A 25,331-nucleotide genomic window follows, 5' to 3' on the forward strand; every position below is an offset into this window, starting at 1 on the left:
GATTCGAAAGAGTCGGGCTTTTTTGCGTTTTAGCTGTCAGCTTTCAGCCATCAGACATCAGCTGAACTGCGGGGTTGTTTAGTACAGAGACTCCCTCAGCACTCCCTGTTCATTCTCCAGGTAGGTTCGGTAGAGCGGAGCGAAACCCAACGAGTTAGCGAGTTTCTAGTTAGCAAGGGTAAAGTTGAATTGTTGGGTTGTTTAGTAGAGAGTCACCCACAGCAACAAAACCCCGTAGGAGGCACTTCAGTGCCGAATTCAGACCATAACAAGCATATTCATGGCAGAAACCATTCCTACGTGATGCGTATCTCAGACGGCAGATAATAGATGTTAGTTGATCTACCGGGTTGTTAAGTAACTGAGTCACCCTCAGCAACAAAACGTCGTAGTAGGCACTTCAGTGCCGAATCTAGACCAGAACAAACACATTCATGGCTAAAGCCATTCCTACAAGTACACTTTGCCTAGAGCCTAGAAGCTACAGCCCCCGGCAGATGGAGACGCATTACAAAACACCTCCACCGCGCGGCTGACAGCTGGCGGCTGAAAGCTCTATTGATGTTGGGTTTCGCTACGCTCTACCCAACCTACGGCAGACTTCAAACGCTACTCTCGCTAACTCATCCCCCAAAAACAAAAACGCCAGCATATAGCTGGCGTTTTTAAATCTGAAGGTAAGCTTGATATTAAGCTTTTGGACCTGCTGATTTGATTGCTTCTGAAACATCGTATTTGGCGAAGTTTTCAGTGAAGTCTGAAGCTAGTTTGTTTGCGTATTCTGCGTACTTCTCTTTATCTTCCCATGTGTTGATTGGGTTAAGAAGTTGGCTGTCTACACCAGGTACTGCCACTGGTACATCTAGGTTAAGTACGTCGATGTGTTGAGTTTCTACGTCAGCTAGTTTACCAGATACAATTGCATCAACTACAGCACGTGTCGTTGGGATATCGAAACGTTGACCAGTACCGTAAGGGCCGCCTGTCCAGCCTGTGTTAACTAGGTATACTTTAGCGCCGAATTCACGTACACGCTTCATTAGAAGTTCTGCGTAAACGCCTGCAGGGCGTGGGAAGAACGGAGCACCGAAACATGTTGAGAATGTAGACTCGATGTCGCTAGTTGAACCGATTTCAGTTGAACCAACTTTCGCAGTGTAACCGCTAAGGAAGTGGTACGCTGCAGCTTCTTCAGTTAGTACTGAAACTGGAGGTAACACACCGCTCACGTCACATGTTAAGAATACAACGGCTTTTGGCTCGCCAGCTCGGTTTTCTACTTTACGTTTTTCAACGTGCTCTAGAGGGTAAGCTGCACGGCTGTTCTGTGTAAGGCTGGTATCATGGAAATCTGGTACACGGTTTTCGTCAAGTACCACGTTTTCTAAGATTGTACCGAAGCGAATTGCATTCCAAATAACTGGTTCGTTCTTTTGTGATAGGTCGATACATTTCGCGTAACAACCACCTTCGATATTAAATACGCTACCAGGTGCCCAACCGTGCTCGTCATCACCAATAAGGAAACGAGTAGGATCCGCTGATAATGTTGTTTTACCTGTACCAGATAAACCGAAGAATAAGGCTGTGTCGCCTGCTTCACCTACGTTTGCAGAACAGTGCATTGGTAATACACCTTTTGCAGGAAGTAGGAAGTTTTGAACAGAGAACATTGATTTCTTCATTTCGCCTGCGTAGCGCATACCAGCCAGTAACACTTTACGTTGTGCGAAGTTGATGATTACAGTGCCATCACTGTTAGTGCCATCACGCTCTGGGTCACATACAAATGAAGGTACATTCATTACCTGCCACTCAGGGAAGTCAGCAGTATTGTATGTTTGAGGTTCGATAAACATGTTTTTGGCAAAAATATGATGCCATGCAGTTTCTGTTGTAACTACAACTGGTAAATAGTGCTCAGGATCAGCGCCAACTTCTAGGTGAGAGATGAAGTGGTCGTTGCTTTTCACGTGTTCTTCTACACGTGCCCATAACGCGTCAAACTTGTCTGCATCGAATGGGCGGTTTACGTTGCCCCATTGGATTTCGTTTTCAGTGCTTGGCTCTTGAACAATAAAACGATCTTTTGGAGAGCGGCCAGTGCGTTCACCGGTTTTTGCAACAAAAGCACCATTAGCGGCTAGAGTCCCTTCGCCACGACGAATAGCGTGTTCGACAAGTTCAGCTGCAGTAAGATCAACAAAACTAGTAGCGTTTGCAGTCATGTTTATACCTAAATTGTGAGAGATTGAACGGGATAGCTCTGGGGTTCTTAGTTTTCCCTTTTGCTAAAAGAATAGTAACAGAAGGATTAGGGATATTCGAGTGTCTGAAGGGCTTAAAAAGGCATATATTTGGCAAAAAACATGAATAATTTCAATGATACCGGTGTCATAAAATGTCACTTTTTCATGACACCGGTATCATTAGTTTTTAAACTTTTTTTAATAAAAAAGCCGCACTCAGTGCGGCTTTTAATATAATAATATTATAGTTGCAGTTTTAATTGAAAATAGACTTTATTTCTTGTTCATCGAAAATGTAGTCTTTTAAGCAATAGTGGCAGCTAATTTTCACTTCACCATTTGCTTCTACATCTGCAAGTAATTCGTCTTGGCCCACATTAACGAGTGCAGCAATAGTTTTGTCTCTGCTGCAACCACAGCGGAAATTGATTGCTTGTGGCTCGAATAACTGCGGGTTGTCTTCATGATATAGACGAGTTAGTACTGTGTTTGCATCTAAGTGTAATAATTCATCATCTTTGATGGTATTACTGATAGCTTCAAGATGCGTAAAGTCTTCAACTGACTTTTCTTTATTTACAGGCAATACTTGTAAAAATAAGCCAGCAGCTTTTGCTGATTCTGCTGTAACCTCAGTTGCAAACCAAAGGCGTGTTTTTAACTGCTCTGATTGTTCAAAGTAGTTTTCAAGACATTTATCTAAGCTATCGTGCTCTAGCGGCACAATACCTTGGTAACGTTCGCCTTTTGTAGGTGTAATAGTAATAACCATGTAGCCATTACCAATTAGTTCTTTAATAGTGCTGCCTGTTACTTCACCCTGCAGGCGAGCGACACCACGCATATTTTGTTTATCGTCACCATTAATTACAGCGTATTTTACAGGGCCATCACCTTGTAGTTGTACGGCGATTTCACCTTCAAACTTTAATGTGGCTGTTAATAAGCATGTCGCAACCAGCAATTCACCTAACAGTGTTTGCACTGCAACAGGGTAATTATGGTTCGCGATCATTTCTTGATAAGTTTTGTCAATTTGTACGAGTTCACCACGTACATCAAGCTGATCAAATATATAACGATGAAGTAAATCTTGTTGCATGAGTTGCATTACCTAACTTGATTTCAGTTTTAACAGTTCACGTCTTTGCTTTTTATCTGGTTTACGCTCAGGATGTGGAGCAAAGAAGCTGTTGTTCTTACGGGCGATAGCATTTGCTTCGCGTTTCTCAATACTTGCTTGAGTTTCTTGGTATAAGGTTTGTGCAATGGGGGCGCCTTGACGTTTTTCAAGGATCTTTTCTATTATCACAACCTTTTCGTCGACTCCTTGCAGCAGTTTTACGACTGCACCCACCTCGACGATCTTGCTGGGTTTTGTTCGTTGTCCATTATAATGTACTTTGCCACCTTGCACCATGTCTCGTGCGACTGAACGAGTTTTGTAAAAGCGGGCAGCCCATAACCACTTATCAAGGCGCACGCTTAACTCATCTTTAGTATCTTTCGACTGCTGAGTGTTACCTTTTGACACAATTGTGCTCTTTTAAAGCTGCTAATATATAGACAAAATCTACCATGAAACTTAATAACAAAGAAATAGTCATAGCTATTCCTTACCTGCTTTGTTCTGCAAAATAACCTCGTTTACAAAGTTTAATATAGGTGTGCTTGTTGAATGAAAAATGAAAAGGTACTATAGGCCAGCTATCAAGCTGTAAATTAAAAAAAGAAATAGAGTATATGGAACAACACTTACAACAAGTTAGACAGTTTTTAAACGGCTTACCACACGCCAAGCTAAGTGCATTTGTAGTGCTGTTAGTTGTTGTTTATATTGCATTTTTATCTTCAAAGTTGTTTTGGCTAGTTTGGCCTGAGCCTGATACCAAAGCATTGCCAATCAATAGCGGTTATACCACTTCAAAACGAGTTGAAACCGTAAACTCGAGACAAATCATTGAGCAAAATTTATTCGGTAAAGCAGTAGCCGAAAGTAAAAATGATACAAAAAAACAGAATAAAGTTATTAACAATGCCCCTGAAACTCGCCTCAGTATAAATCTGACTGGCATTGTTGCGGTAAGTCAAAATGATCAAGCTGGTCTTGCAATAATTGAATCACAGGGTAAACAAGAAACTTATGTGGTTGATGATGCTGTTCAAGGCACTCGCGCAAAGCTAGCTCAGGTATTACCTGACCGTGTCATTTTAGATGTTAATGGCCGTTTCGAGACTCTAATGCTAGATGGACTCGACTTCACTAAAACAGTGTCTATGCCAGTATTGGCAGAGCGTGAAGAGCCAGCTTTAATGGATGGTCCTCAGCTTGATGAAATTGAACAAATTAACGCGACAGAAGATGAAGAGGTAAAAGACGCTCTTATCGAGACCCGCGAAGAAGTATTAGACGATCCAGGGAAATTATTTGACTACATTCGTGTTTCTCAAGCGATGGTAGACGGTGAATTGGTGGGCTACCGCTTAAGCCCAGGAAAAGACCCTGCGCTATTTAAGCAAATGGGATTAATGAATAATGATTTAGCTATTGCAATAAATGGCTATCAATTAAACGATTTAAAACAGGCAATGTCAGCAATTAACGAATTACGAAATAGTACTGACGCCAGCATCACTATCGAACGCGATGGTGAGCAAATTGATGTGCAATTTAGCCTGCAATAACTAGCTTTGGAGTTTTTATAGAATGGTTCACGCGCTACACCTCAGAAAAATTAAGAAAGGGTTAGCAAAATATGCAGCGCTTTTTTTATTAACAGGATTATCGCTTTCAGTTTCTGCTGTTGAATATGCAGCAAACTTTAAGGGAACAGATATTAATGAATTCATTAATATCGTGGGTAAAAACCTAAATAAAACGGTGATTATTGACCCTAGTGTGCGCGGTAAAGTGAATGTGCGCAGCTACGAATTAATGGATGAAAAACTCTATTATCAGTTCTTCTTAAATGTACTCGAAGTATACGGTTATTCAGTGGTAGAAATGGATAACGGTATTATCAAGATTGAGAAAAGCTCAGACGCAAAAAAATCAAACGTCCCTTTGATCACTGAAGATAATCAAGCCAGTGGCGATATGATGGTGACGCGTGTCGTTAGAGTGAAGAATGTTAGTGTACAAGAATTAGGCCCACTCATTCGTCAGTTTAATGACCAAAAAGATGGTGGCCATGTTGCTAACTTTAATGCTGCAAACGTGATGATGTTGACAGGCCATGCTGCATCGGTGAACCGCTTAGTCGAAATTATACGCTCAGTTGACCAAGCGGGTGATAAACGCGTTGATATCGTAAAACTTAAATTTGCTACCGCAGACGATGTAGTGTCTGTTGTTGATAATATTTACAAAGATGGTGGCAAAGGCAGCATTCCAGAGTTTTTGATCCCTAAAGTTGTTGCTGATGGACGAACTAACAGTGTGATTGTCAGCGGTGAAGCACAAGCACGAACTCGTGCTGTTGATCTTATCAGTCGCCTAGATGGAGAGCTTGAAAACCAAGGTAATACCAAGGTTATCTATTTAAACTACGCAAAAGCTGAAGATCTTGTAAAAGTATTACAGGGTGTGAGTAAAACGCTAGCAGAAGATGCGCAAGGTGGTGCAACTAAGACTCGTACGCGCAACCAAAACGAAACAAGTATTGAAGCGCACCCAGATTCTAACTCGCTGGTTATTACTGCCCAGCCAGATACCATGCGCTCACTTGAACAAGTAATAGACCGTCTTGATGTACGCCGAGCGCAGGTACTTGTCGAGGCTATTATCGTTGAAGTGTTAGAAGCTGATGGTATCAATTTAGGCTTGCAATGGATTTCGGAGCAAGGCGGGATGATGCAGTTCAACAACGGCACAACAGTGCCTGTTGGTTCGTTAGCTGTTGCAGCTGAGCAAGCACGTGATAAAACGGTACAAAAAACGATTACAGGCAGTGAGACTGGTAATACAACGCCATATGAAGAAACTGTAGAAGGTGATTTAGGTCCTTTAGGGCAATTGCTTGGTGGTATTAACGGACTCGCAATGGGTATCGTGAAAAATGACTGGGGTGCAATTATTCAAGCAGTATCTACAGATACTAACTCAAACATTCTTGCCACACCGTCTGTTACGACCATGGATAACGAAGAAGCGTCGATGATTGTTGGTCAAGAAGTACCTATTATCACAGGCTCACAAACAGGCTCAAATAACGCAAATCCATTCCAAACAGTTGAACGTCAAGAAGTGGGTGTAAAGCTTAAAGTAACACCGCAAATTAATGACGGCTCTGCAGTACAGCTAACAATTGAACAAGAAGTATCAAGTGTTAGTGGCGCTACAGCAGTTGATATTTCAGTTAATAAGCGTGCTATTAAAACCACGGTTATGGCTGACGATGGTGGCATGGTTGTACTTGGTGGCTTGATTGATGAAGATGTGCAGGAAAGTGTATCTAAAGTGCCATTATTAGGAGATATCCCTGTACTTGGTCATTTATTCCGTTCAACAAGTACAAATAAACGCAAGCGTAACTTGATTGTATTTATTCGTCCTACCATTGTGCGCGATGGCATTAGCATGAATAAACTGAGCCACTCGAAATATAACTTTATCCGTGGCGAACAACATAAACAAAAAGAAGATGGTATTGATTTAATGCCGTTGACGGATGCACCAATCCTTCCTGAATGGAATGACGCTTTGGTATTACCGCCAACTTACGAAGAGTACCTAAAACAACAAAACGCGAATGAGCGCAACGATGACTAATGCAATTACCGAGATTAATGACGAGTTAGTCCATGACACGACAACTACTCATGATGAGCTTTTAACAAGTGATGATCTTGTTAGCTTGCCAACGAAGCGGTTGCCGTTCTCGTATGCACGTCGCACAGGCGTATTGCTAAGCAAAAATCAAGATAACTGGACTGTGTTTTATCGCGGTGAGTTAAACCTAGATGCACTGCTTGAAGTACGTCGTATTGCCGGTCATGGTTTTTCGTTAGAGCAATTACCAGATGATAAATTTGAGCTATTGCTAGAGGCTTCGTACCAGCGTGATAGTTCTGAAACGCAACAGATGATGGAAGATATTGGTAACGAGGTTGATTTATTCTCGTTGGCCGATGAATTACCGCAAACTGAAGATCTTTTGGCTAGTGATGATGATGCACCAATCATAAAGCTAATCAACGCGATGCTGAGCGAAGCAATTAAAGAAGGTGCCTCGGATATTCATATCGAAACATTCGAGCAAGAACTTGTTATTCGCTTTAGGGTTGATGGCGTTTTAAAAGAAGTATTAAAACCTAATCGTAAACTCGCTTCATTGTTAGTGTCGCGAATTAAGGTTATGGCAAAACTCGATATCGCAGAGAAACGTATCCCGCAGGATGGGCGTATTAGTTTACGTATTGCTGGTCGTGCTGTTGATGTGCGTGTATCAACGATGCCATCAAGCTTTGGTGAGCGTGTCGTGCTGCGTCTACTTGATAAAAATAATGCGCGCTTGAATCTTGAAGATTTAGGGATGACTGAGCGTAACCGTGAATTGTTCGCTGATTTAATCAGTAAGCCGCACGGTATTATCTTAGTAACCGGTCCTACAGGTTCAGGTAAAAGTACCACCTTGTATGCGGGTATGAGCCAAATCAACTCACGCGATCGCAACATTCTTACCGTTGAAGATCCAATCGAGTACGAGATCCCAGGTATTGGTCAAACTCAGGTAAATACTAAAGTAGATATGACCTTTGCACGCGGTTTGCGTGCCATCCTTCGTCAAGACCCTGACGTAGTAATGGTTGGTGAGATCCGTGACCTTGAAACAGCACAAATAGGTGTTCAAGCGTCATTAACTGGTCACTTAGTAATGTCGACTCTGCATACTAATACGGCAGCCGGTGCAATCACACGTATGGAAGACATGGGTGTTGAGCCTTTCTTACTTTCTTCGTCCCTGCTTGGTGTATTGTCGCAACGCCTAGTGCGTACTTTATGTAATACTTGTAAAGAAGGTCACATTGCCGATGAACGTGAGTGTCAGCTACTGGGTGTAAACCCTGCTGAGCCACCAACAATTTATCGAGCTGTAGGGTGTGAAGAGTGTAACTTTAACGGTTATCGCGGTCGTACAGGTATTCATGAATTATTAGTTGTTGATGAAACAATTCGTGAAATGATCCACAGTGGTAAAGGTGAGCAAAGCGTTGAGAAATACATCCGCAAGCATAGCCCAAGTATTCGTCAGGATGGCTGTAGCCGTGTATTAGCTGGCCGTACAACCTTAGAAGAAGTCTTACGTGTAACACGTGAGGAAGGTTAACTATGGCAGCGTTTGAGTACCGAGCCTTAGATGGTAAAGGTAAAGAGAAAAAAGGCATTCTTGAGGCCGATACGGTAAAACAAATTCGCCAAACTTTGCGTGATCAAGGCCTAATGCCTTTAGAGGTTGTTGCTGCGGCAGAAGGCGAAAAACAAGTGAAAGGGGCTAAAAAGTCTCTCTTTAGTGGTTTTTTTAAGCCAAAGATCTCCACCTCAGATTTAGCTTTAATTACCCGTCAGCTTGCCACCTTGATTCAATCGGCTTTACCTGTGGAAGGGGCTGTAATGGCGGTCGCAGAGCAATGTGAGAAGCCACGCTTAAAGCGCATGTTGATGGCCGTACGCTCAAAAGTAGTTGAAGGCTATACGCTTGCCGATGGCATGAGTGAGTTTCCGCATGTGTTTGATGATTTATATCGCGCAATGGTAGCAGCGGGTGAAAAGTCAGGTCACTTAGATCAAGTTCTTAATCGTTTAGCTGATTACACGGAACAACGACAGCATATGCGTAGTCAAATAACACAAGCGATGGTGTATCCGACTATCCTTGTTGTATTTGCAATTGCTATCGTATCTGTGTTGCTCGGTACTGTAGTGCCTAAGATTTTAAAGACATTTGAAAAGTCTAAGCAAGTTTTACCTTGGACTACAGAATGGGTTATGGCGGCCAGTAACTTTGTACAAAATTACTGGTTTATTAGCTTGGTGGTCATAACTGCCATAGCGGTAGGCATAAAGCAGGCGCTGAAACGACCGCATATTCGCTATTGGTTTGATGAAAAAGTGTTGTATTTACCGGGTATTGGTAAAGTAGCCAGAGGTGTTAATACTGCCCGCTTTGCACGAACATTAAGTATTTTATCATCTAGTTCGGTGCCCTTACTTGAAGGAATGCGTATTTCAGGTGGGGTATTAGTGAACGAAAAAATGAAAAAATCGGTGCAAGATGCAGCAACGCGTGTCAGTGAGGGTGCCAGCCTTCGTGCTGCACTTCAGCAAACGAAGCTGTTTCCACCGATGATGCTACATATGATTGCCAGTGGTGAAAAATCAGGTGAATTGGAACAAATGCTAGAACGCGCGGCAAACAACCAAGATCGCGAGTTTGAAAGCATGGTTAATGTATCGTTAAAGCTCTTAGAGCCTGCGATGATAGCTTCAATGGCTGTTATTGTTTTGTTTATTGTAATGGCGATACTGCAACCAATTATGGCAATGAATAAAGCTGTAGGTCTTTAAATCAGGGAACGGTAGAGTAGCAGTTATTACTGTGCTCTATAATAATTTATTGAAGTAAGTTAGAGGTATTTTTTGTGAACAAACAGTCAGGTTTCTCATTATTAGAAGTCATGGTGGTACTGGTTATCATCGGTATGATTATGTCAATTGTGGCGCCAAATATTATGGGGCAGCAAGAAGAAGCAGCAATCGACAAAGCACATCTAGATATTCAACAAATCGAAGATGCGTTAAGTCTCTATAAGCTTAAGAACAAAACGTATCCTACGACAGAGCAGGGGCTTGAAGCACTTGTTACTAAAACGAGTATTGAGCCTATTCCTAAGCGTTTTCCTGATGGTGGGTTTCTTGAAAAGCTACCAGAGGATCCATGGGGTAATCCATACCAGCTAATCAGCCCAGGAGAAATCGGTAAAGTTGATATTTTCTCGATGGGTCCGGATGGTGAAGCCGGCACTGATGATGATATCGGTAACTGGGATGAAGAAAAGCAATAATGTATATGCTTAGCCATTTGCTCAATGTTATTACTGAACAAGGCTTACTGTTATGGTAAGCCTTGGTCGTTTGCATTTGGCTTCTCGGGCAGGCAGTGCCAAAGGGTTTAGCCTCATCGAAATTTTAATGGTGCTTGTGGTAATTGGCTTTGTTACCAAAATGGTCGCTTATAGTTTCGATGGGGGGGCAGAGGAAGAACTCGAAAAACAAGCGCTCAAAATACATACCGCGATTAATATGGCATCTGAGTTCGCCATTTTGAACCAAGTTGAGCTCGGTTTTCATCTTGATAAAGAAACACTTGAATTTTTGGTTTTTGATGGTGAAAAATGGATAACCTTTGACCGTGAAAAACTATTTGCACCAATTAAAGTCGATGAACGGTTTAAGCTAACACTAAATCTTGATGATTTAGCATGGGCTGAACAAAACTTACTTGAGCAGTCTAACTGGCGCGAGTTAATGAGTGGCGGTGATGAAGATAGTTTACTTGAGTTACAAAAGCTGAAAATACCGCAAGTACTTATACTCTCTTCTGGCGAGGTGAGTGCGTTTCAATTGGTTTATGAGCTTAAAGATGAGCGTGAGCCGCAATATTTTATTGAAGGCGAATTCATGGCCCCTGTTAAGCTTCGTAGGGAACCAGAATAATGATTAAATCAACGGGTTTCACGTTATTAGAAGTAATGGTTGCACTCGCTATTTGCGCAATGGCGGGCATTGCCGCTATGCAGGCGACTGGTGAGCACATTAATCATCTTTCGTCGATAGAAGAACAAACATATGCATCATGGGTTGCTGAAAATGTCATGGTTGAGCAACGTGCCAAAGGTGAAAAGTGGGCAGGGAAGAACGGCACAAAAGGGACGCAGACACTTGCAGGTTTTGACTGGTATTGGCGACAAGATGTCGTGCCAACTGCTGACAAAAGCTTTGTTAAAGTGACTATTAATGTATTTGCAGATGAAAAGTTAGAATACCCAGTTTATGAGCTTTCTACTTATTTAAATAAAGGTGATAAGTAGTGAAGCAACGCGGTTTTACTTTGCTTGAAGTGATTATTGCCATGGGCATTTTAGCTTTCGTGGTGCTCTCAACACATCAAATTTTAGACTCGACGACCAAAGCCAAAGATGCCTCAGATGAAACCATTGCTGAACTTAACGGTTTACAAACATTGTTTCGGCTGATGGACCAAGATTTTAGTCAGATGACTAAGCGCCAAGTGCGCAATGAAGCCGGTGATTTTCAAGATACGTACATTTTAGCAGGGCGCTACGTATTGGACAGCCAATACGATGGCATTGGCTTTGTACGAGATGGCTGGGTTAACCCAATAAACTTACTGCCACGCTCTGAATTACAAGCTGTTGGTTATCGCGTTATTGATGATAACTTAGAACGTGTTTACCGCGTTTATGTTGATCAATTAGATAATATTGAACCACGCTCTCAAGTGATTCTAGAAGATATTGAAGAACTTAAGTTTGAGTTTTTAGATGATAAAGATGAGTGGCAAGAGCAATGGCAAATAAAAGCACTTCCTAAAGCGGTTGCCGTCACCATTAAAAAAATTGAGCAAGAGCCAATTCGTCGCGTATTTTTAGTGCCAGGTGAAGGTAAAGTTACGACCTCAACACAAGGAGCGAATAGTCAGCCATGATTAGTTTTAAACGCTCTCAAGGTGCTGCACTCGTGATTGTGTTATTTATTGTAGCGCTTGCTGCTATGTTAGCTGTCGAAATGAGTGCTAATTTAATGGTGCAGGTACAGCGCAGCAGCAATATTCAAAATCATCAGCAAGCAAAGTGGTATGCGTTTGCCGCTGAAGAATTAGCAATTAAAGCGCTAAAACAAGCTAAAGAAGATGATCCAGATAAAACACATTTAGGGCAAGTGTGGGCACAACAAGGAGGGGTTCCTTATCCAGTTGATCATGGCATGTTAACTGGGACAATCACAGATTTACAGGCGTGCCTAAATTTGAATGCATTGCATGCTGAACCTGACCTAGAAAAAGATCCTAATAACAAAACAAATCCAGCACATAAAGCGCTCTTAGCACTATTAGAGAATATAGAGGATTTACCCTCTGATGAGTCAGAAGAAGCCATGGCTGATAGCGTTTATGATTGGCTAGATGCTGATAGCATTACCTATCGCTCAGGTGCCGAAGAAGACGAATACTTATCGCGAGATTATCCTTATATGACAGCTAACAGTTATTTCGCTTCTCCATCTGAACTGCGTTTAATAAAAGGTTTTAACCCACTAGTGATGGAAAAAATACTACCATTTGTGTGTGTGATCCCAGGTAGTGAACTCATGGCTATTAATGTAAATACGCTACCGACAGAAAGTGCGATTATTTTAAGCTCACTCATTGAGGGGCTTAGTCTTTCTGGCGCAGAAACCGTTTTATCATCACGCCCTGAAAAAGGCTTTGATGATTTAGAAGCATTTTTTGAAGAGGTAAATCAACAGGGCGCACAGAATGTGAAAGCAGTTGAAGGCCTGTTCACCATCAACAGTGAATACTTTAAACTACAAACGCAGGCTGAATTTGCAGAGCTGCGTTTTTCGATGACCACCTTACTCCATGCCAATAATGGTAAAGTAACGATACTGGCGCGAAAATTTGGAGGCGTACAGTGACAGAAATATTGTTGATCCGTACGGGTCATACATTAACAGACAGCCTTAACTGGCTTATTTACTCACCAACAGAAGAAGAAATAATTGCTAGTGGCGATATTGCCAACGCGGCACATCTTGGTGAACTAACAGAAAAAGCACAATCACGTGAGGTCGTTGTTCTATTGCCAAGCGACCAAGTGCAATTAAAAACAGTAGCACTGCCAACTAAGTGGAGTCGTAAGCTAGAGCAAGCACTTCCTTACATGCTAGAAGAAGAAATAGCTTGCGATGTCGACGATTTATTTATCGCAATCGCTGAGCCAACAACTATCGAAGAAAAGCATGCAATTAATATTGCGATGACTGACCGAGAGTGGTTTGAGCAATGGTTAGCTCAATTTAGTGAGCACGCTATTGAAGTATTTAAAGTACTTCCTGACGCATTATTGTTGCCACGCGTTGAGGATCATACTCAGCTTCGCGCTGTAGAGTTAAATGGTCAGTGGTTATGTAAGCTTGGTGATTGGCATATAGCAGCTGTAGAAAAGAGTTGGTTGCACGGTTATTTAACCGCTATAGGTAATCCTAGTGTTGCTCATTTTAGCCCGGCAACTGACTTTCCAGACACGGTCACACTGACAGCCAAAACAGAGCAGTATGATTTGCCTTTAGCCTTGTTTGCAAAGCAATTACCTGAAGTAAGTTTTAACTTACGTCAAGGTATTTACCAGCTAAAGAAAAAATCTGCTATTTGGTGGGGCTATTGGAAAAAAGCGGCGATTGCTGCTGGCATCGCTTTAGTGTGTAGTGTAGGTGTTAAGTCTCTCGAACTTTATAAACTTAACAGCCAACTAGAAGCAACCAAAGCAGAAGTCGTCTCAAATTATCAACGTGCTTTTCCCAATAAAAAGGTACGTCCGCAATTAATTCGAAGCCAAATTCGTAACGAGCTGGCACTTATTGAGGGCGGAAACAGTGCAGGTTTCTTAGACTTAACTAATGATCTGGTTGCAATCTTTGCAGAAGTGAAAGATTTTACCCCAGAGACACTCCGTTATGATCATGGCCGCAATGAATTACGTATTCGTGCGCGAGGCAAAGATTTCCAATCATTTGGCAAGGTGAAAGCTATCTTAGAACAACGTGGTTTAACGGTTGATCAAGGTTCCTTGAATAATGATGGCGATTATGTCGTTGGTGAAATTAAGTTGCGAGGTGCTGCATGAAAGACCAATTAATTAATTATTGGCGTTCATTAAAAGAACAAGAGCAGCAACTTGTCATGGTTGCTGGCGTTGTGTTTGTGATTTTTGTGCTGGTAATGGGTGTGTTCAGGCCTCTCAATACAGCAATAGAAAAAGCTGAACAAGACAATATTAAGCAGCAAGAACTACTTGCTTGGGTAGATGACAGTATCGTCAAGCTTAAAGCCAGTGGTAGCGCGCGAGTCACCAATAACCGCAATTTAAGTCAAATTGTCAACAGTACTCGTAACCGTTATCAGATCACGATTAGCAAAATGCAACCAAATGATAATTCATTACGCTTAACAATTGATTCTGTTGAATTTAATAAACTTGTTGAGTGGCTTGATGAGCTGGTCAATTCGCAAGGGGTTCTCATCGAAAATTTAGATTTAAGTAAAGATGACAAGCCGGGCTTTGTGCGTGTAAGTCGTTTGGTACTAGAGAAGTAAGCGATGAAAAAAATTATTTTATTAATCACTGTGTTTGTGATGTGTTTTTTGGTGTTTACGCTTATTAAAACACCCGCCAGTGTTGCACTCGATTTAGCGGCACCTCATTTACCAAAACAATTGCAGTTGGGTAAAGCCAGTGGCTCACTGTGGGACGGCCGTGTAATGCAAGTGCGTTTTGATGGTGAACAATTAAATAATGTTCGTTGGCAATTATCGGGCTGGTCACTATTTACAGGTAAGTTAGTAGGTACTGTTCGCTTTGGAGACCCACGTGATAAGGCTGATATTTCTGGCCGCGCAGACTTTTCATATGGGCTATTTAATCAGTCAGTCACTGTTAAAAATACCACCTTACGTTTAACTGTTGAGCGTGCAATGGAGCGCCTAAAGCTGCCATTACCCATTAATGCTCAAGGACGTGTGATTGTTGACCTAGATGAATACAGTTCTGGTCAGCCTTACTGTGACAGCTTAGCAGGTGAAATTGCCAGTCCTAATATTGATGTGCAAGGGATGAATGGCTGGTTCAGTATTGGTCCGTTAAGTGGTCGCTTAAGTTGTAAATCAGGTGATATTGCAGTACTGGTTGATCCTGATAATCGTTTAGGGCTTGAAGCTGATGCAACATTAAAAGCGAATTTAGATTTTAAAGTTGCAGGTTATATTAAACCAGAGGCAAGCTTACCAAAAGAAGTGCATGATGCTGCAAAGTTTCTTGGTCGTGCAGATAATGAAGGTCGATATCCGCTTAACTTTTAAACTGGACTAATAGAACAATATGCAATTACCTGAGTTTTCAAAGCAGCAAAGTGATTTACTGAGCCAATTTTTGGCACAGCAACAAAATGCTCTTTCATTAGCACAAACCCAAGGCTATTTGTTTGCAGTAATTTGCGCACCAGAGCCGCTTGATGTTCATCAGTGGTTAGAAGAAATTGCGCCAGGCTGTGATGGGCAAATGGATGAGCAAGTATTGTTTGCTTTTATGGCCTTGTATCAAAAAATTAGTGAACAAGTATTTGAAACCGGCTTTTCATTACCTGTGAGCTTGCAATTTAGCTCACAAGGACAGGACTATTTAGATATTCAAGAATGCCAGCATTGGAGCCAAGGCTTCATACACGGAGCACAAGGCTACCTGAATAAGCTATTGGGAGCGCCGCACTTAGCCGATGAGCTCAAAGAAGCATTAACAACCGCCTTACAGAGCTTAGGTTTTTTTACCATTGAAAGTACTGAAATCGCCGCTATTGCAACCGAAAATGGTTTATCTGAAGGACAGCTTTGCCAGCAGCAATATGAAGTAATGAATGAGTTTGCCACTGGTTTTGCTGAACTAATAGAGGTGGCTGCGGTAAATAGTCAGCTTTATAATGATGAGGGCTGGAATTAACCCAGCTCTAATAGAATATCTGTGCAACCTTTTGCACAGCGCACAACGCCTTTACCTGGTTGATCTGTTTTTAAATCTAAGGTGAGGGCACCTTTACATGTTTCACAGTACAAGGTTTGTCCTTTGCTCAGCTTTTTTAGCATATTGCGTTGCTTTGCAAATGAGTCACTCGTTCTTTTATTAAGCGCTGAAAAATCCACTACTTGTTTAACCTTTCTTCCAATGCATTTGCGACAATACTACATACGCGGTTTAGGCGCTCGCCGTAAAAGTATAAATTAATATCTTTTTCTCGGCAGTAATGCAAATGGAATACTTGCAGCTTTTCATCGGTTGTAAATGTGTCTTCAACATACTCTAGCTCAGAGTTTGATAAATTAAGTTGGGTCTTAATATTACTTTTAGCTAGATTAGCCGCTGGGCTTCGATTTACTTTACTAGCATCAGAAAGCAAGCTTATGCCATCGCCTAATAAGCGCTCTCTAGGCTCTTTGATCAAAGGGTGGTCAATCGTGAACAATGCTAAAACAATAAGCACTAAAATAAGAAATTTTTTCATAACACAATCATCTTTGATCTAAGTAAAGGAGGTTTAGTGACAAGTTTAATAAAATGGTTGTTTTAAAAGCAAGCAGATAAGATTAAATAGTTAAAAATAATAGGTGAGATCAAAACCTGAAATTTTTTATAGATTGAGTATAATAGCAACGATAGGTTAGAAGTTTCAGAAATCTTTGAATGTAATGAGATGTATTCTGATTTGCTTAGTTGATTTTGCAAGCCTATAAATGAAAAACATATTTCCTAGTGGCGTTGAGGAATTTTGATGGATAAACAAATTAAAGTTAAAAATATCCCAACGGAAGTAAAAATCCAAAAACCGGAAAATGCTTCCCTTGATGATAGGTTTAATCCACGTAACCGAATTTATGTAAGAGCTGTAAAAGGTTTACATCAATTACTAAGGCAGCGAATTGGCTTTGTAGGCATGCTTGCGTTTATGCTTCTTCCTTGGATTAATTTTCACGGCCAACAAGCTGTATTGTTTGATTTAGTAGGTCAGAAATTTAATATTTTTGGGTTGACGCTTTGGCCGCAAGATTTGACTATCCTTGCTTTCATTTTAATGCTGGCAGCGTTTGCATTATTCTTAGTGACTACTTTTTATGGACGTGTCTGGTGTGGCTATACCTGTCCACAAACCGTTTGGACTTTTATTTTTATTTGGTTTGAAGAAAAGTTTGAAGGTAGTGCCAATCAACGTAAAAAGCTTGATCAGCGTCCTATGGACTTTGATAAATTTTGGCGTAAAACTGCGAAGCACACCAGCTGGTGGTTATTTTCACTTTATACCGCCTTTACCTTTGTCGGTTACTTCACACCTATTCGCCAGCTACTACCTGATCTGTTTACGCTTGATGCAACAGCGTATTCGTATATTTGTTTAGCGGTATTTGCGGTATGTACTTATGGTAACGCGGGTTGGATGCGTGAAATTATGTGTTTACATATTTGTCCTTATTCACGCTTTCAATCAGCGATGTTCGATAAAGATACCTTCACGGTAAGTTATGATGAAGCGCGCGGTGAAAGCCGTGGCCCACGTTCACGTAAACAAGATCCAAAAGAGCTTGGCTTAGGTGATTGTATTGACTGTAACTTGTGTGTGCAGGTGTGCCCAACCGGTATCGACATTCGTAATGGTTTACAATATGAGTGCATTAACTGTGGTGCGTGTATAGATGCATGTGATGGAGTAATGGATAAAATGAATTATCCACGCGGGCTTATTTCGTACACCACAGAGCGCAATTTAGAAACGCCTGATAATAAAACTCATGCGTTGCGTCCTAAATTAATTGGTTATCTCGTTATTTTAGTAATCTTAACCGGTGCTTTGATCACTAATATTGCGATGCGAAAACCAATGGATTTTGACATTATTCGCGACCGCAATCAGTTATACCGAGTTGACTTTAACGGCTTGGTCGAAAACACCTACACACTAAAAGTGATCAATAAAGCTCAGTACGACCAGACGTTTAATATTAGTGTTGAAGGGTTAGATAACTTTGAATATATAGGTAAGCAAAGTTTTACCGTTTCATCTGGCAAATCGTATAACGTACCTTTATCACTGGTTGTCGATCCCTATGATTTGAAGAAACCGATGACTAAGTTCGAATTTATACTTTCTGTTGATGGTCAGCCTGATGTGCAGATTTCGCAGTCGAGTAACTTCTTTAAAGGACAATAATTCAGTACACTGAGCAGATGAATAAAAAGCGGGGTTTTCCCGCTTTTTTTATATGATGAGACATTATGAGTAAATTTAGTTTTGTTGACCTGACGCCTGATTCAATTTTAGATGCAGTCGAGAGTATAGGTATTTATGCTGAATCAGGTTTATTGGCTTTAAATAGCTACGAAAATCGTGTTTATCAATTTAAAGCAGAAGATGGTCATCGTTATGTCGTTAAGTTCTACCGACCTGAGCGTTGGAGTAAAGAGCAAATTTTAGAAGAGCATGCATTTGCCTTTGAGTTGGCCGATGCAGAGGTGCCTATTGTTGCACCTGTGCTAAAAGATGGGCAAAGCTTATTTGAACATAATGGTTATTTATTTGCTTTGTTTCCAAGTGTTGGTGGTCGAATTTTTGAAGTTGATAATTTAGATCAACTCGATGTGCTTGGCCGTTTAATCGGACGAATGCACCAAGTAGCAAAAGCCGCTCCTTTTAAACATCGTCCGGTGATCAGTTGCGAAGAATACCTACAGACAGCTAAAGTTCAGTTACAAGCAAGTAACTTGGTGCCCATGTCACTTGAAAACCCTTTTTATACAATTTTAGATTTAGTTATCAAAGAAACCACCGAGCAGTATAAAAATGTTGAAACTATCCGCCTGCACGGCGACTGTCATGCTGGAAATATATTGTGGTCAGGTGATGCATTGATGTTTGTTGATTTAGATGACAGTCGTCAAGGCCCTGCAATTCAAGACTTATGGATGATGCTCAGTGGCGATCGTAACAATCAACTGTTACAGTTAGACACCTTAGTGGCTGCTTATGAAGAATTTTGTGACTTTGATCACAGCCAATTAAAGTTAATTGAGCCACTCAGAGCGATGCGCATGGTTCATTATATGGGCTGGCTTGCAAAAAGGTGGGATGATCCGGCATTTCCTCGGAACTTTTCTTGGTTTGCTGAAGACAAATACTGGGAACAGCAAATATTAGCCCTAAAAGAACAACTTGCAGCGTTACAAGAAGCGCCGTTAAAATTATTACCATAAATTTTAAATTTAATTAGAGACGAGAAAACAATGTTCAAAAAATTAAAGTTAAGTCTACTTATTTTATGTTTACCATTCGCAGCATTAGCAGCGAATTTTGAAGCGGGAAATCAATACGAAGTATTAAACGTTGAAAAAAGTAAAGCGCCGCAAGTTACAGAGTTTTTCTCATTCTATTGTCCACATTGTTTTCAATTTGAGCCAGTTGCAAAAGCGCTTGCGTCTAAATTGCCAGAAGGCACAGAGTTTGTAAAAAGCCATGTTAACTTTTTAGGTGGTGTTTCAAAGCAAACACAAAGTAACCTAAGTTATGCTTACCTAATTGCTAAACAGCATGGTAAAGGCGAACAAGTTGCTGACCAAATTTTTAATAGCATCCACAAGCAACGTGTACTGCTTCAAGACCTAAAAGATGTTAAAGCATTACTGGCCACTAACGGTATTACAAGTGACGTGTTTGATACTGATATTGCGAGTATGCCAGTGATCAGCGCAGAGAAGGCAATGCGTGACAAGCAACAGCAGTACTCAGAGATGGGCGCATTAACAGGCGTACCTACTTTTATCGTTAATGATAAATATAAAATTAATTTAAATACCATCAAGAGCCAACAGATGCTTGATGAGTTAGTCGCATTTTTATTAAAACAATAATGTTGGAGTGATGAAGTAATGATCAAGTTAGTAAAGGCTGCATTAATGGCTATGACGCTAGGTTTAGCGGCTAATGCAACGGCAGCGCAATACGAAGAAGGGAAGCATTATGAAACAATTGATGCACGCGCTTCTAAAAAGCCAGAAGTAAAAGAGTTCTTTTCATTTTATTGCCCCGCGTGTAATAACTTTGAACCGGTTGTAAAAGAACTAAAGCCGTTATTAGACAAAAAAATCACTTTTAAGAAAAGTTCAGTGAATTTTGTTGGTCCTCGTGACCCAGAAATTCAAACTATTTTAGCGCAATCTATGGCTGCTGCTGCCGTCCTTCCACAAAAAGAGGCGATTATAGCTGCTATCTTTAACCATATTCATACCAAGCGTGCACGCATTAATGAATTAGCTGATATGAAAGACATCTTCGTTTCACAAGGTGTAACAGCAGAAGACTTTGATAAGTACTACAACAGTTTTTCTGTACGCACGATGGCGTCTAAAATGGCACGTGATCAAGAGTACTATCAACAAAAAGGTGCTTTAAAAGGCGTTCCAACCTTTATTGTTAACGGTAAATACCGTTTAATCTTAGGTGCAGACTCAGGTATTAGCGATGCCAAAAGCATGGCTGGTTTAATTAATTACCTAGCAGATAAGTAAGCTTAGCTTAATTAAAATAAAAGCTCCGTTCGCGGAGCTTTTTTGTTGGTACAGCACATGCAAAAATTATTAGTTTCAAGTTGTTTATTAGGAAACCCTGTTCGTTATGATGGGCAATCGCAAAATTTACTTCATCCAGGCTTAGAAACACTCAAACAGCAGGGAAGGCTCATCGGATTCTGTCCTGAAGTAGCTGGTGGGCTGCCCACGCCAAGACCGCCTGCAGAAATAAAAGCAGGAAGAGTACTTACCAAAGATTCGCAGGATGTAACTGTACAATTTGCTTACGGCGCAGAACAAGCACTTAAGCTTTGTCAAAAGCAGGGCATTCGTTATGCGTTATTAAAAGAATCAAGTCCTTCATGCGGTCGCAATACTATTTACGATGGTAGTCATTCTGGAAAGAAAATTTCAGGCATGGGATTAACTGCAAAGCTGTTAACCGAGAATAATATAGCAGTCTACAGCGAGCAGCAGTTGCCAGCGCTATTTGCTGCGCTGGCAGAGAAATGATTTTATTTGCGTTGCAAAAACACACCTGATTCGATGTGGTGGGTATAAGGGAATTGATCGAAGATCGCAAAACGTTTTACTTCATGGGTTTTACATAGGTGATCAAGGTCACGCTCAAGGGTGTCTGGATTACACGAGATATAAATAATATTGTCGTAGTTAGCAACTAAGTCACACGTTAGCGTGTCCATGCCTGCGCGTGGTGGATCTACTAAGATTGTTTGGCAGTTATAGCTTGTCAGGTCAATGCCATCTAAACGAGAGAAAGTACGCTCGCCTTTCATCGCTTGAGTAAACTCTTCACTCGACATACGAATGATATCTAAGTTCTCAACTTTATTCTGCGCGATATTGTATTGCGCTGAGTAAACCGATGATTTTGAAATCTCTGTGGCTAATACCCGGTCGAATGAACCCGCAAGGGCAATTGAGAAATTACCATTCCCGCAGTATAGCTCCAGTAAGTCATTGCTAAGTGGCTGGCATAGTGCTTGTGCCCACTCTAGCATCTTGATATTCACTTTCGCATTCGGTTGCGTAAAGCTATTTTCGACTTGTTGATAAATTAATTCTTTACCGTTTACATTAAGACGCTCAATGACGTAATCGTTACCAATCACTTCTTTTTGCTTACGCGCACGGCCAATAAAATCAATTTTAAACTGTGCGCTTAATTTTGTTTTCAGCTCTTTAATTGCTTGTAACCACTGCTCATCTAATTGTTTGTGATATAACAAGCTAACGAGGATTTCACCACTTAGGCTAGAAAGGTAATCAATTTGAAATAACTTACGGCGCAGAATTTCGCTGCCCTTTAAGTTTTCGATCATGGCTTGCATCACTTCACCGACTAAAGGTGCTGCAGGGTCAAACTCATCAACACGAATTTTCTCTTTGGTTTGCTGATCAAACATGATGTGAAATAAGTCTTCACCCTCATGCCATACACGAAACTCTGCACGTTGGCGGTAATGAATAGGATCAGAGCCAAACACCTCTAATTTTTCGACTCCAAAACGTCGAAACTGGTTAGTGATGCGCTGCTCTTTCTCACTCAATTGTGCATCGTATTGAGTTGTATCAATTTTTATAACCGCCATGGCTGATTACCTTTTATCTCTTAGCTTTATAACGGCGCTATTGTAGGGAGCGCTGAGGATTTGTCTAGTTTTGTTATTTATTTTAGTGTCGTTTTTTTATACAAAAAACTTAAGTTATGTGGTTTTTGGCCGATAATGAGATAACCATAACATGGAGTCGGATCATGAAAATTGGCAATCTAGGCTATATACCTAATACAAATGTGAATAAATACAATGGCAAACAGGCACTGCAGCAGCCTGTCATTCAAAATCGTCAAGACAGTTATCAGCAACGCGGGCGAGAGCTGGCAGCAAAAGTTCTTGATGATAAACTAGCTGCAGCTCTTGGCTTACCTAAAGCTGAAGAGAAAAAAGATAAACCGCTATTTGATTTTGAAGAGATCGTTAAAAACGTACTCGACTTTGTTGGCGGCGCACTTCGCAAAGCAAAAGCCGATGGTGCTGATGATGAAAAACTCAAAGGCATGCTAGGTGATGCACGCAAAGGTGTGCAAATGGGTATCGACGATGCGTATGATGAGCTCAAAGAGTCAGGCATTCTTAATGATGATATAAAAGAAGGCATCGAAAAATCTAAAGAAGGCATCTATAAAGGTATAGATGAGCTAGAAGATGATTTATTCAACCCTAAACCGAACGCAGTTTCAGTAAGCCAAGCTCAATACCTTAGTTTAAGTAATAACGCAGAATACACTTTTACAACGGCTGAAGGTGATGAAGTAAGTATTAGCTTTGCAGATGCCTATGAAAGTAAATCGGCAAGTAGCTACAGTAAAAATGGCGATAACGAAGCGTTTGTTAGTGAATCTTCGCAATCACGCGACTTGTCATTTTCGATGACAGTCAATGGCGATTTAAATGAGCAAGAGCAGCAAGCCATCAATGAATTGATGGAAGACTTGCAAAGTGTCAGTGAGACATTCTTCTCTGGTTCATTAGAAGAAGCCTTTGAACAAGCGAAAGAGTTGAACTTAGGTAATGAACAACTCGTTGGCTTTACGATGGATCTGAAACAAACCAAAACAGTGGCTGCGATAAAAGGCTATGAAGAATATAAACCAGCTCCTGAAAAAGAAGTCGCCGAGAAAATAGCGCCGTTTAATGACGACCTAAAACAGGCATTTAATAAAGCCGGCGACATAGGTTTGCAAAATGAACTAGCTGGTATCTTACAATGGTTGAATCAAGACAAAGAGGAAGTCAGTAAGTTAGTTGATTATACCAAAGCAATGTTCGAGCAAATGAACAAGTTGCGTTCAGCTTCTGAGCAAGACTCATAACCGCAACTTTCTTTTTCTAAAACTGCATGGCAAACTGCTGGCCTTTGATGATCCGAGGTAAGCAGTTTGTCAGTCCATATTATGGTGTTTGATTCAGGTATAGGTGGAACCACTGTACTTGAACAGATCCAAGCATTGATCCCAAATGCTGATTATAGCTATTTCATGGATAATGCATTATTACCTTATGGTTCTCAAGGCCAACAAACCATTATTGACCGCTTACTTGCTTTACTTTGCTTTATAGAAAGTAGAGCGCTGCAGGTAGATATACTAGTAATAGCCTGTAACACCGCTTCAACATCAGCCTTAGAGGCAATTCGACCTTATACTAATATAGAAGTTGTTGGTGTAGTGCCAGCGATCAAGCCTGCGTGCGCTATAAGTAAAAGTAAACATATCGGGTTATTGGCAACCCCATCAACAACCAAGAGCCGCTATACTGCAAACTTAATTAGTACTCATAGCCAAGGCACTCGAGTCAGCTTATATGGTTCAACGACGCTTGTGGAAATTGCAGAAGCACTATTTCATACGCAGATACTTAATGAAGCAAAGCTTGCAAAAGTATTGAGTGATTTAGCGATAGCAGAAGAGATAGATGTGTTGGTACTTGGCTGTACGCACTTTCCATTACTTGCCAGCGCGATTAGTGATTACTACAAACAACGGATCATACTTATTGATTCAGGCAAAGCGATTGCTAAGCGGGTTGAGAGTTTAATCTCTTTACGTGGCTTTACCTTTACAACAGGTAAAAAAAAGCCGCTGCACTATTATGCAACGGCTCCTATTTGTCATTCGCAATTAAGTGTAGAACTCATTACGCTGACTGATCAGATCCCTCGCGGAAACCATTAGCCTCGTTCTCTTGTTTTTGTTTTGCTTCACGTACTTTTAAAGTACGTTGCTGGAACTCACTATCATTTAATTGATTAATTGCATTATCTGCATCCACTTCAGCCATTTCAACAAAACCAAAGCCACGGCGTTTACCTGTGTTTTTATCTTTTAATAAACGTACGTTGAACACTTTGCCTTGTTCTTCAAATAAAGCACGAACAACACCTTCATTTGCACGATAAGGTAGGTTGCCAACATAAAGTGTTTTTGTTTTTACTTCGGCCTCCTCACTTGACGTTGATGAAAGAGCTGCAATAACTAAAGCACCAATTAATAAGCCTGCACCAAATAGCAATGCTGGGTCTAACGCTAAGCTCGCGAATGCAAACTTAACAACAACAAACCCTAATACAGCAAGAATAACGGAGAAAAGAAAAGATTTTTGATCGGGTAATTTCATTTTGATCTACCAATAAACAAGAAATAAACATTAATTTAACATTGTGAACTTGCTATCTTAACGAGTTAAATGAACATAGCAATGAAATTTGCATTAAATTATGAATATTGGCTTAAAAAACAGCCATAATCGCAACCTGTTTTGCTATTTTCGGTAAATTTAGTTCGCTTTTTGAGCGAACAGTAAAAAGATCAAAAAAAAGTGTTGATCTGTTTTTAGATCTCCCTATAATGCGACCCCACTGACACGGCGGGCAGCAACGAAAGGCGCTGAACAATGTAGCAGAGAGTTAAGTGAAACTTCGGTTTCAAATTATCGAAAGAAAGTTTGAAATTAAGTATTGACTCAAAAAATTAAGGATGTATTATACGCATCCCTCGAGACGCGAAAGCAACTCGAAACGTTCTTTAACAATATAAAGCAATCATCTGTGTGGGCACTCGTACAGATTGAGTTCTAACAGCGAAGCTTAGTTTACTAA

27 protein-coding genes are annotated in these 25,331 nt (G+C 40.8%); 20 read left to right on the plus strand and 7 right to left on the minus strand.

Annotated features, from left to right (window positions below):
* Positions 1–689: 689 nt before the first annotated feature.
* From L1264_RS18770 to hslR, 3 genes are all read right to left on the minus strand, one after another.
* Positions 690–2,228 (minus strand): phosphoenolpyruvate carboxykinase, encoded by a 1,539-nt coding sequence (locus L1264_RS18770; protein WP_199526733.1) that lies wholly within the window; start codon positions 2,226–2,228, stop codon positions 690–692.
* Positions 2,229–2,505: 277 nt separating this feature from the next.
* Positions 2,506–3,351 carry an Hsp33 family molecular chaperone HslO gene (hslO, locus tag L1264_RS18775; protein ID WP_135922846.1) on the minus strand — a complete coding sequence of 282 codons (846 nt, stop codon included), beginning with the start codon at positions 3,349–3,351 and terminating at the stop codon, positions 2,506–2,508.
* 12 nt (positions 3,352–3,363) lie between these two features.
* Entirely contained in the window at positions 3,364–3,786 is a 423-nt protein-coding gene (gene hslR, locus L1264_RS18780) for a ribosome-associated heat shock protein Hsp15 (protein WP_421968124.1), read from the minus strand.
* A gap of 206 nt (positions 3,787–3,992) precedes the next feature.
* Between hslR and gspC the strand changes: the two genes are divergently transcribed.
* The 13 genes from gspC (at position 3,993) to L1264_RS18845 (ending at position 16,043) form a co-directional block, all read left to right on the plus strand.
* Entirely contained in the window at positions 3,993–4,934 is a 942-nt protein-coding gene (gspC, locus tag L1264_RS18785) for a type II secretion system protein GspC (protein WP_199526734.1), read from the plus strand.
* Between the two features lie 22 nt (positions 4,935–4,956).
* Positions 4,957–7,020, plus strand: a complete 2,064-nt coding sequence (gene gspD / locus L1264_RS18790) for a type II secretion system secretin GspD (protein ID WP_135922843.1) — start codon at positions 4,957–4,959, stop codon at positions 7,018–7,020.
* A complete protein-coding gene (gene gspE / locus L1264_RS18795) occupies positions 7,013–8,578 on the plus strand; it encodes a type II secretion system ATPase GspE (protein ID WP_235404359.1) in 1,566 nt (521 codons plus the stop codon). Before gspD ends, gspE begins: the two co-directional genes overlap by 8 nt.
* A 2-nt stretch (positions 8,579–8,580) precedes the next feature.
* Positions 8,581–9,816, plus strand: a complete 1,236-nt coding sequence (gene gspF / locus L1264_RS18800) for a type II secretion system inner membrane protein GspF (RefSeq protein ID WP_138558770.1) — start codon at positions 8,581–8,583, stop codon at positions 9,814–9,816.
* 74 nt (positions 9,817–9,890) lie between these two features.
* Positions 9,891–10,313: a type II secretion system major pseudopilin GspG gene (gene gspG / locus L1264_RS18805; protein WP_135922840.1), complete on the plus strand. Its 423-nt coding sequence runs from the start codon at positions 9,891–9,893 to the stop codon at positions 10,311–10,313.
* 52 nt (positions 10,314–10,365) lie between these two features.
* Complete coding sequence (locus L1264_RS18810) at positions 10,366–10,965, plus strand: prepilin-type N-terminal cleavage/methylation domain-containing protein (protein ID WP_199526735.1); 600 nt, start codon at positions 10,366–10,368, stop codon at positions 10,963–10,965.
* Entirely contained in the window at positions 10,965–11,339 is a 375-nt protein-coding gene (gspI, locus tag L1264_RS18815) for a type II secretion system minor pseudopilin GspI (RefSeq protein WP_135922838.1), read from the plus strand. The genes L1264_RS18810 and gspI overlap by 1 nt, the downstream gene beginning before the upstream one ends.
* Positions 11,339–11,977, plus strand: coding sequence for a type II secretion system minor pseudopilin GspJ (gene gspJ, locus L1264_RS18820; RefSeq protein WP_135922837.1), 639 nt, complete (start codon positions 11,339–11,341; stop codon positions 11,975–11,977). Before gspI ends, gspJ begins: the two co-directional genes overlap by 1 nt.
* Complete coding sequence (gene gspK, locus L1264_RS18825; RefSeq protein ID WP_171040472.1) at positions 11,974–12,969, plus strand: type II secretion system minor pseudopilin GspK; 996 nt, start codon at positions 11,974–11,976, stop codon at positions 12,967–12,969. Before gspJ ends, gspK begins: the two co-directional genes overlap by 4 nt.
* Positions 12,966–14,177 carry a type II secretion system protein GspL gene (gene gspL, locus L1264_RS18830; protein ID WP_138558769.1) on the plus strand — a complete coding sequence of 404 codons (1,212 nt, stop codon included), beginning with the start codon at positions 12,966–12,968 and terminating at the stop codon, positions 14,175–14,177. The genes gspK and gspL overlap by 4 nt, the downstream gene beginning before the upstream one ends.
* Positions 14,174–14,647: a type II secretion system protein GspM gene (gene gspM / locus L1264_RS18835; protein ID WP_135922835.1), complete on the plus strand. Its 474-nt coding sequence runs from the start codon at positions 14,174–14,176 to the stop codon at positions 14,645–14,647. Before gspL ends, gspM begins: the two co-directional genes overlap by 4 nt.
* 3 nt (positions 14,648–14,650) lie before the next feature.
* Positions 14,651–15,409 (plus strand): type II secretion system protein N, encoded by a 759-nt coding sequence (locus tag L1264_RS18840; RefSeq protein WP_135922834.1) that lies wholly within the window; start codon positions 14,651–14,653, stop codon positions 15,407–15,409.
* A 19-nt stretch (positions 15,410–15,428) separates the two neighbouring features.
* Complete coding sequence (locus L1264_RS18845) at positions 15,429–16,043, plus strand: UPF0149 family protein (RefSeq protein ID WP_138558767.1); 615 nt, start codon at positions 15,429–15,431, stop codon at positions 16,041–16,043.
* Here L1264_RS18845 and L1264_RS18850 read toward each other — a convergent pair.
* Both L1264_RS18850 and L1264_RS18855 read right to left on the minus strand, forming a co-directional pair.
* The gene (locus L1264_RS18850) at positions 16,040–16,243 is read right to left on the minus strand and encodes a hypothetical protein (RefSeq protein ID WP_135922832.1); all 204 of its coding nucleotides are present in this window, start codon (positions 16,241–16,243) and stop codon (positions 16,040–16,042) included. The genes L1264_RS18845 and L1264_RS18850 overlap by 4 nt on opposite strands.
* The gene (locus L1264_RS18855; RefSeq protein WP_135922831.1) at positions 16,243–16,602 is read right to left on the minus strand and encodes a hypothetical protein; all 360 of its coding nucleotides are present in this window, start codon (positions 16,600–16,602) and stop codon (positions 16,243–16,245) included. Before L1264_RS18855 ends, L1264_RS18850 begins: the two co-directional genes overlap by 1 nt.
* 267 nt (positions 16,603–16,869) lie before the next feature.
* Between L1264_RS18855 and ccoG the strand changes: the two genes are divergently transcribed.
* From ccoG to L1264_RS18880, 5 genes are all read left to right on the plus strand, one after another.
* On the plus strand, positions 16,870–18,300 hold the full coding sequence (ccoG, locus tag L1264_RS18860) for a cytochrome c oxidase accessory protein CcoG (RefSeq protein ID WP_199526736.1): 1,431 nt from the start codon (positions 16,870–16,872) through the stop codon (positions 18,298–18,300).
* A gap of 65 nt (positions 18,301–18,365) precedes the next feature.
* On the plus strand, positions 18,366–19,340 hold the full coding sequence (locus L1264_RS18865; RefSeq protein WP_199526737.1) for a serine/threonine protein kinase: 975 nt from the start codon (positions 18,366–18,368) through the stop codon (positions 19,338–19,340).
* Positions 19,341–19,370: 30 nt separating this feature from the next.
* A complete protein-coding gene (locus L1264_RS18870) occupies positions 19,371–19,994 on the plus strand; it encodes a thiol:disulfide interchange protein DsbA/DsbL (protein WP_138558764.1) in 624 nt (207 codons plus the stop codon).
* A gap of 18 nt (positions 19,995–20,012) precedes the next feature.
* Positions 20,013–20,651: a thiol:disulfide interchange protein DsbA/DsbL gene (locus L1264_RS18875; RefSeq protein ID WP_135922827.1), complete on the plus strand. Its 639-nt coding sequence runs from the start codon at positions 20,013–20,015 to the stop codon at positions 20,649–20,651.
* A gap of 57 nt (positions 20,652–20,708) precedes the next feature.
* Positions 20,709–21,164, plus strand: coding sequence for a DUF523 domain-containing protein (locus tag L1264_RS18880; protein WP_199526738.1), 456 nt, complete (start codon positions 20,709–20,711; stop codon positions 21,162–21,164).
* 2 nt (positions 21,165–21,166) lie between these two features.
* Here L1264_RS18880 and trmA read toward each other — a convergent pair whose 3' ends face one another.
* Entirely contained in the window at positions 21,167–22,264 is a 1,098-nt protein-coding gene (gene trmA, locus L1264_RS18885) for a tRNA (uridine(54)-C5)-methyltransferase TrmA (protein ID WP_135922825.1), read from the minus strand.
* Positions 22,265–22,428: 164 nt separating this feature from the next.
* Between trmA and L1264_RS18890 the strand changes: the two genes are divergently transcribed.
* Both L1264_RS18890 and murI read left to right on the plus strand, forming a co-directional pair.
* Entirely contained in the window at positions 22,429–23,547 is a 1,119-nt protein-coding gene (locus L1264_RS18890; protein WP_199526739.1) for a DUF5610 domain-containing protein, read from the plus strand.
* Between the two features lie 66 nt (positions 23,548–23,613).
* Positions 23,614–24,408 carry a glutamate racemase gene (gene murI / locus L1264_RS18895; protein WP_199526740.1) on the plus strand — a complete coding sequence of 265 codons (795 nt, stop codon included), beginning with the start codon at positions 23,614–23,616 and terminating at the stop codon, positions 24,406–24,408.
* Here murI and L1264_RS18900 read toward each other — a convergent pair.
* Complete coding sequence (locus L1264_RS18900; protein WP_135922822.1) at positions 24,371–24,850, minus strand: RNA recognition motif domain-containing protein; 480 nt, start codon at positions 24,848–24,850, stop codon at positions 24,371–24,373. The two genes, murI and L1264_RS18900, sit on opposite strands and share 38 nt — an antisense overlap.
* Positions 24,851–25,331: the final 481 nt, after the last annotated feature.

The organism is Pseudoalteromonas sp. APAL1, from assembly GCF_021532475.1.
Classification (GTDB): Bacteria; Pseudomonadota; Gammaproteobacteria; order Enterobacterales; family Alteromonadaceae; genus Pseudoalteromonas; species Pseudoalteromonas lipolytica_C.

Coding starts and splice junctions, on each gene's coding strand:
- L1264_RS18770 (WP_199526733.1), bottom strand. CDS start 2,228: ATGACTGCAAACGCTACTAGTTTTGTTGATCTTACTGCAGCTGAACTT.
- hslO (WP_135922846.1), bottom strand. CDS start 3,351: ATGCAACAAGATTTACTTCATCGTTATATATTTGATCAGCTTGATGTA.
- gspC (WP_199526734.1), top strand. CDS start 3,993: ATGGAACAACACTTACAACAAGTTAGACAGTTTTTAAACGGCTTACCA.
- gspD (WP_135922843.1), top strand. CDS start 4,957: ATGGTTCACGCGCTACACCTCAGAAAAATTAAGAAAGGGTTAGCAAAA.
- gspE (WP_235404359.1), top strand. CDS start 7,013: ATGACTAATGCAATTACCGAGATTAATGACGAGTTAGTCCATGACACG.
- gspF (WP_138558770.1), top strand. CDS start 8,581: ATGGCAGCGTTTGAGTACCGAGCCTTAGATGGTAAAGGTAAAGAGAAA.
- L1264_RS18810 (WP_199526735.1), top strand. CDS start 10,366: ATGGTAAGCCTTGGTCGTTTGCATTTGGCTTCTCGGGCAGGCAGTGCC.
- gspI (WP_135922838.1), top strand. CDS start 10,965: ATGATTAAATCAACGGGTTTCACGTTATTAGAAGTAATGGTTGCACTC.
- gspK (WP_171040472.1), top strand. CDS start 11,974: ATGATTAGTTTTAAACGCTCTCAAGGTGCTGCACTCGTGATTGTGTTA.
- gspM (WP_135922835.1), top strand. CDS start 14,174: ATGAAAGACCAATTAATTAATTATTGGCGTTCATTAAAAGAACAAGAG.
- L1264_RS18840 (WP_135922834.1), top strand. CDS start 14,651: ATGAAAAAAATTATTTTATTAATCACTGTGTTTGTGATGTGTTTTTTG.
- L1264_RS18845 (WP_138558767.1), top strand. CDS start 15,429: ATGCAATTACCTGAGTTTTCAAAGCAGCAAAGTGATTTACTGAGCCAA.
- L1264_RS18855 (WP_135922831.1), bottom strand. CDS start 16,602: ATGAAAAAATTTCTTATTTTAGTGCTTATTGTTTTAGCATTGTTCACG.
- ccoG (WP_199526736.1), top strand. CDS start 16,870: ATGGATAAACAAATTAAAGTTAAAAATATCCCAACGGAAGTAAAAATC.
- L1264_RS18865 (WP_199526737.1), top strand. CDS start 18,366: ATGAGTAAATTTAGTTTTGTTGACCTGACGCCTGATTCAATTTTAGAT.
- L1264_RS18870 (WP_138558764.1), top strand. CDS start 19,371: ATGTTCAAAAAATTAAAGTTAAGTCTACTTATTTTATGTTTACCATTC.
- L1264_RS18875 (WP_135922827.1), top strand. CDS start 20,013: ATGATCAAGTTAGTAAAGGCTGCATTAATGGCTATGACGCTAGGTTTA.
- L1264_RS18880 (WP_199526738.1), top strand. CDS start 20,709: ATGCAAAAATTATTAGTTTCAAGTTGTTTATTAGGAAACCCTGTTCGT.
- trmA (WP_135922825.1), bottom strand. CDS start 22,264: ATGGCGGTTATAAAAATTGATACAACTCAATACGATGCACAATTGAGT.
- L1264_RS18890 (WP_199526739.1), top strand. CDS start 22,429: ATGAAAATTGGCAATCTAGGCTATATACCTAATACAAATGTGAATAAA.
- L1264_RS18900 (WP_135922822.1), bottom strand. CDS start 24,850: ATGAAATTACCCGATCAAAAATCTTTTCTTTTCTCCGTTATTCTTGCT.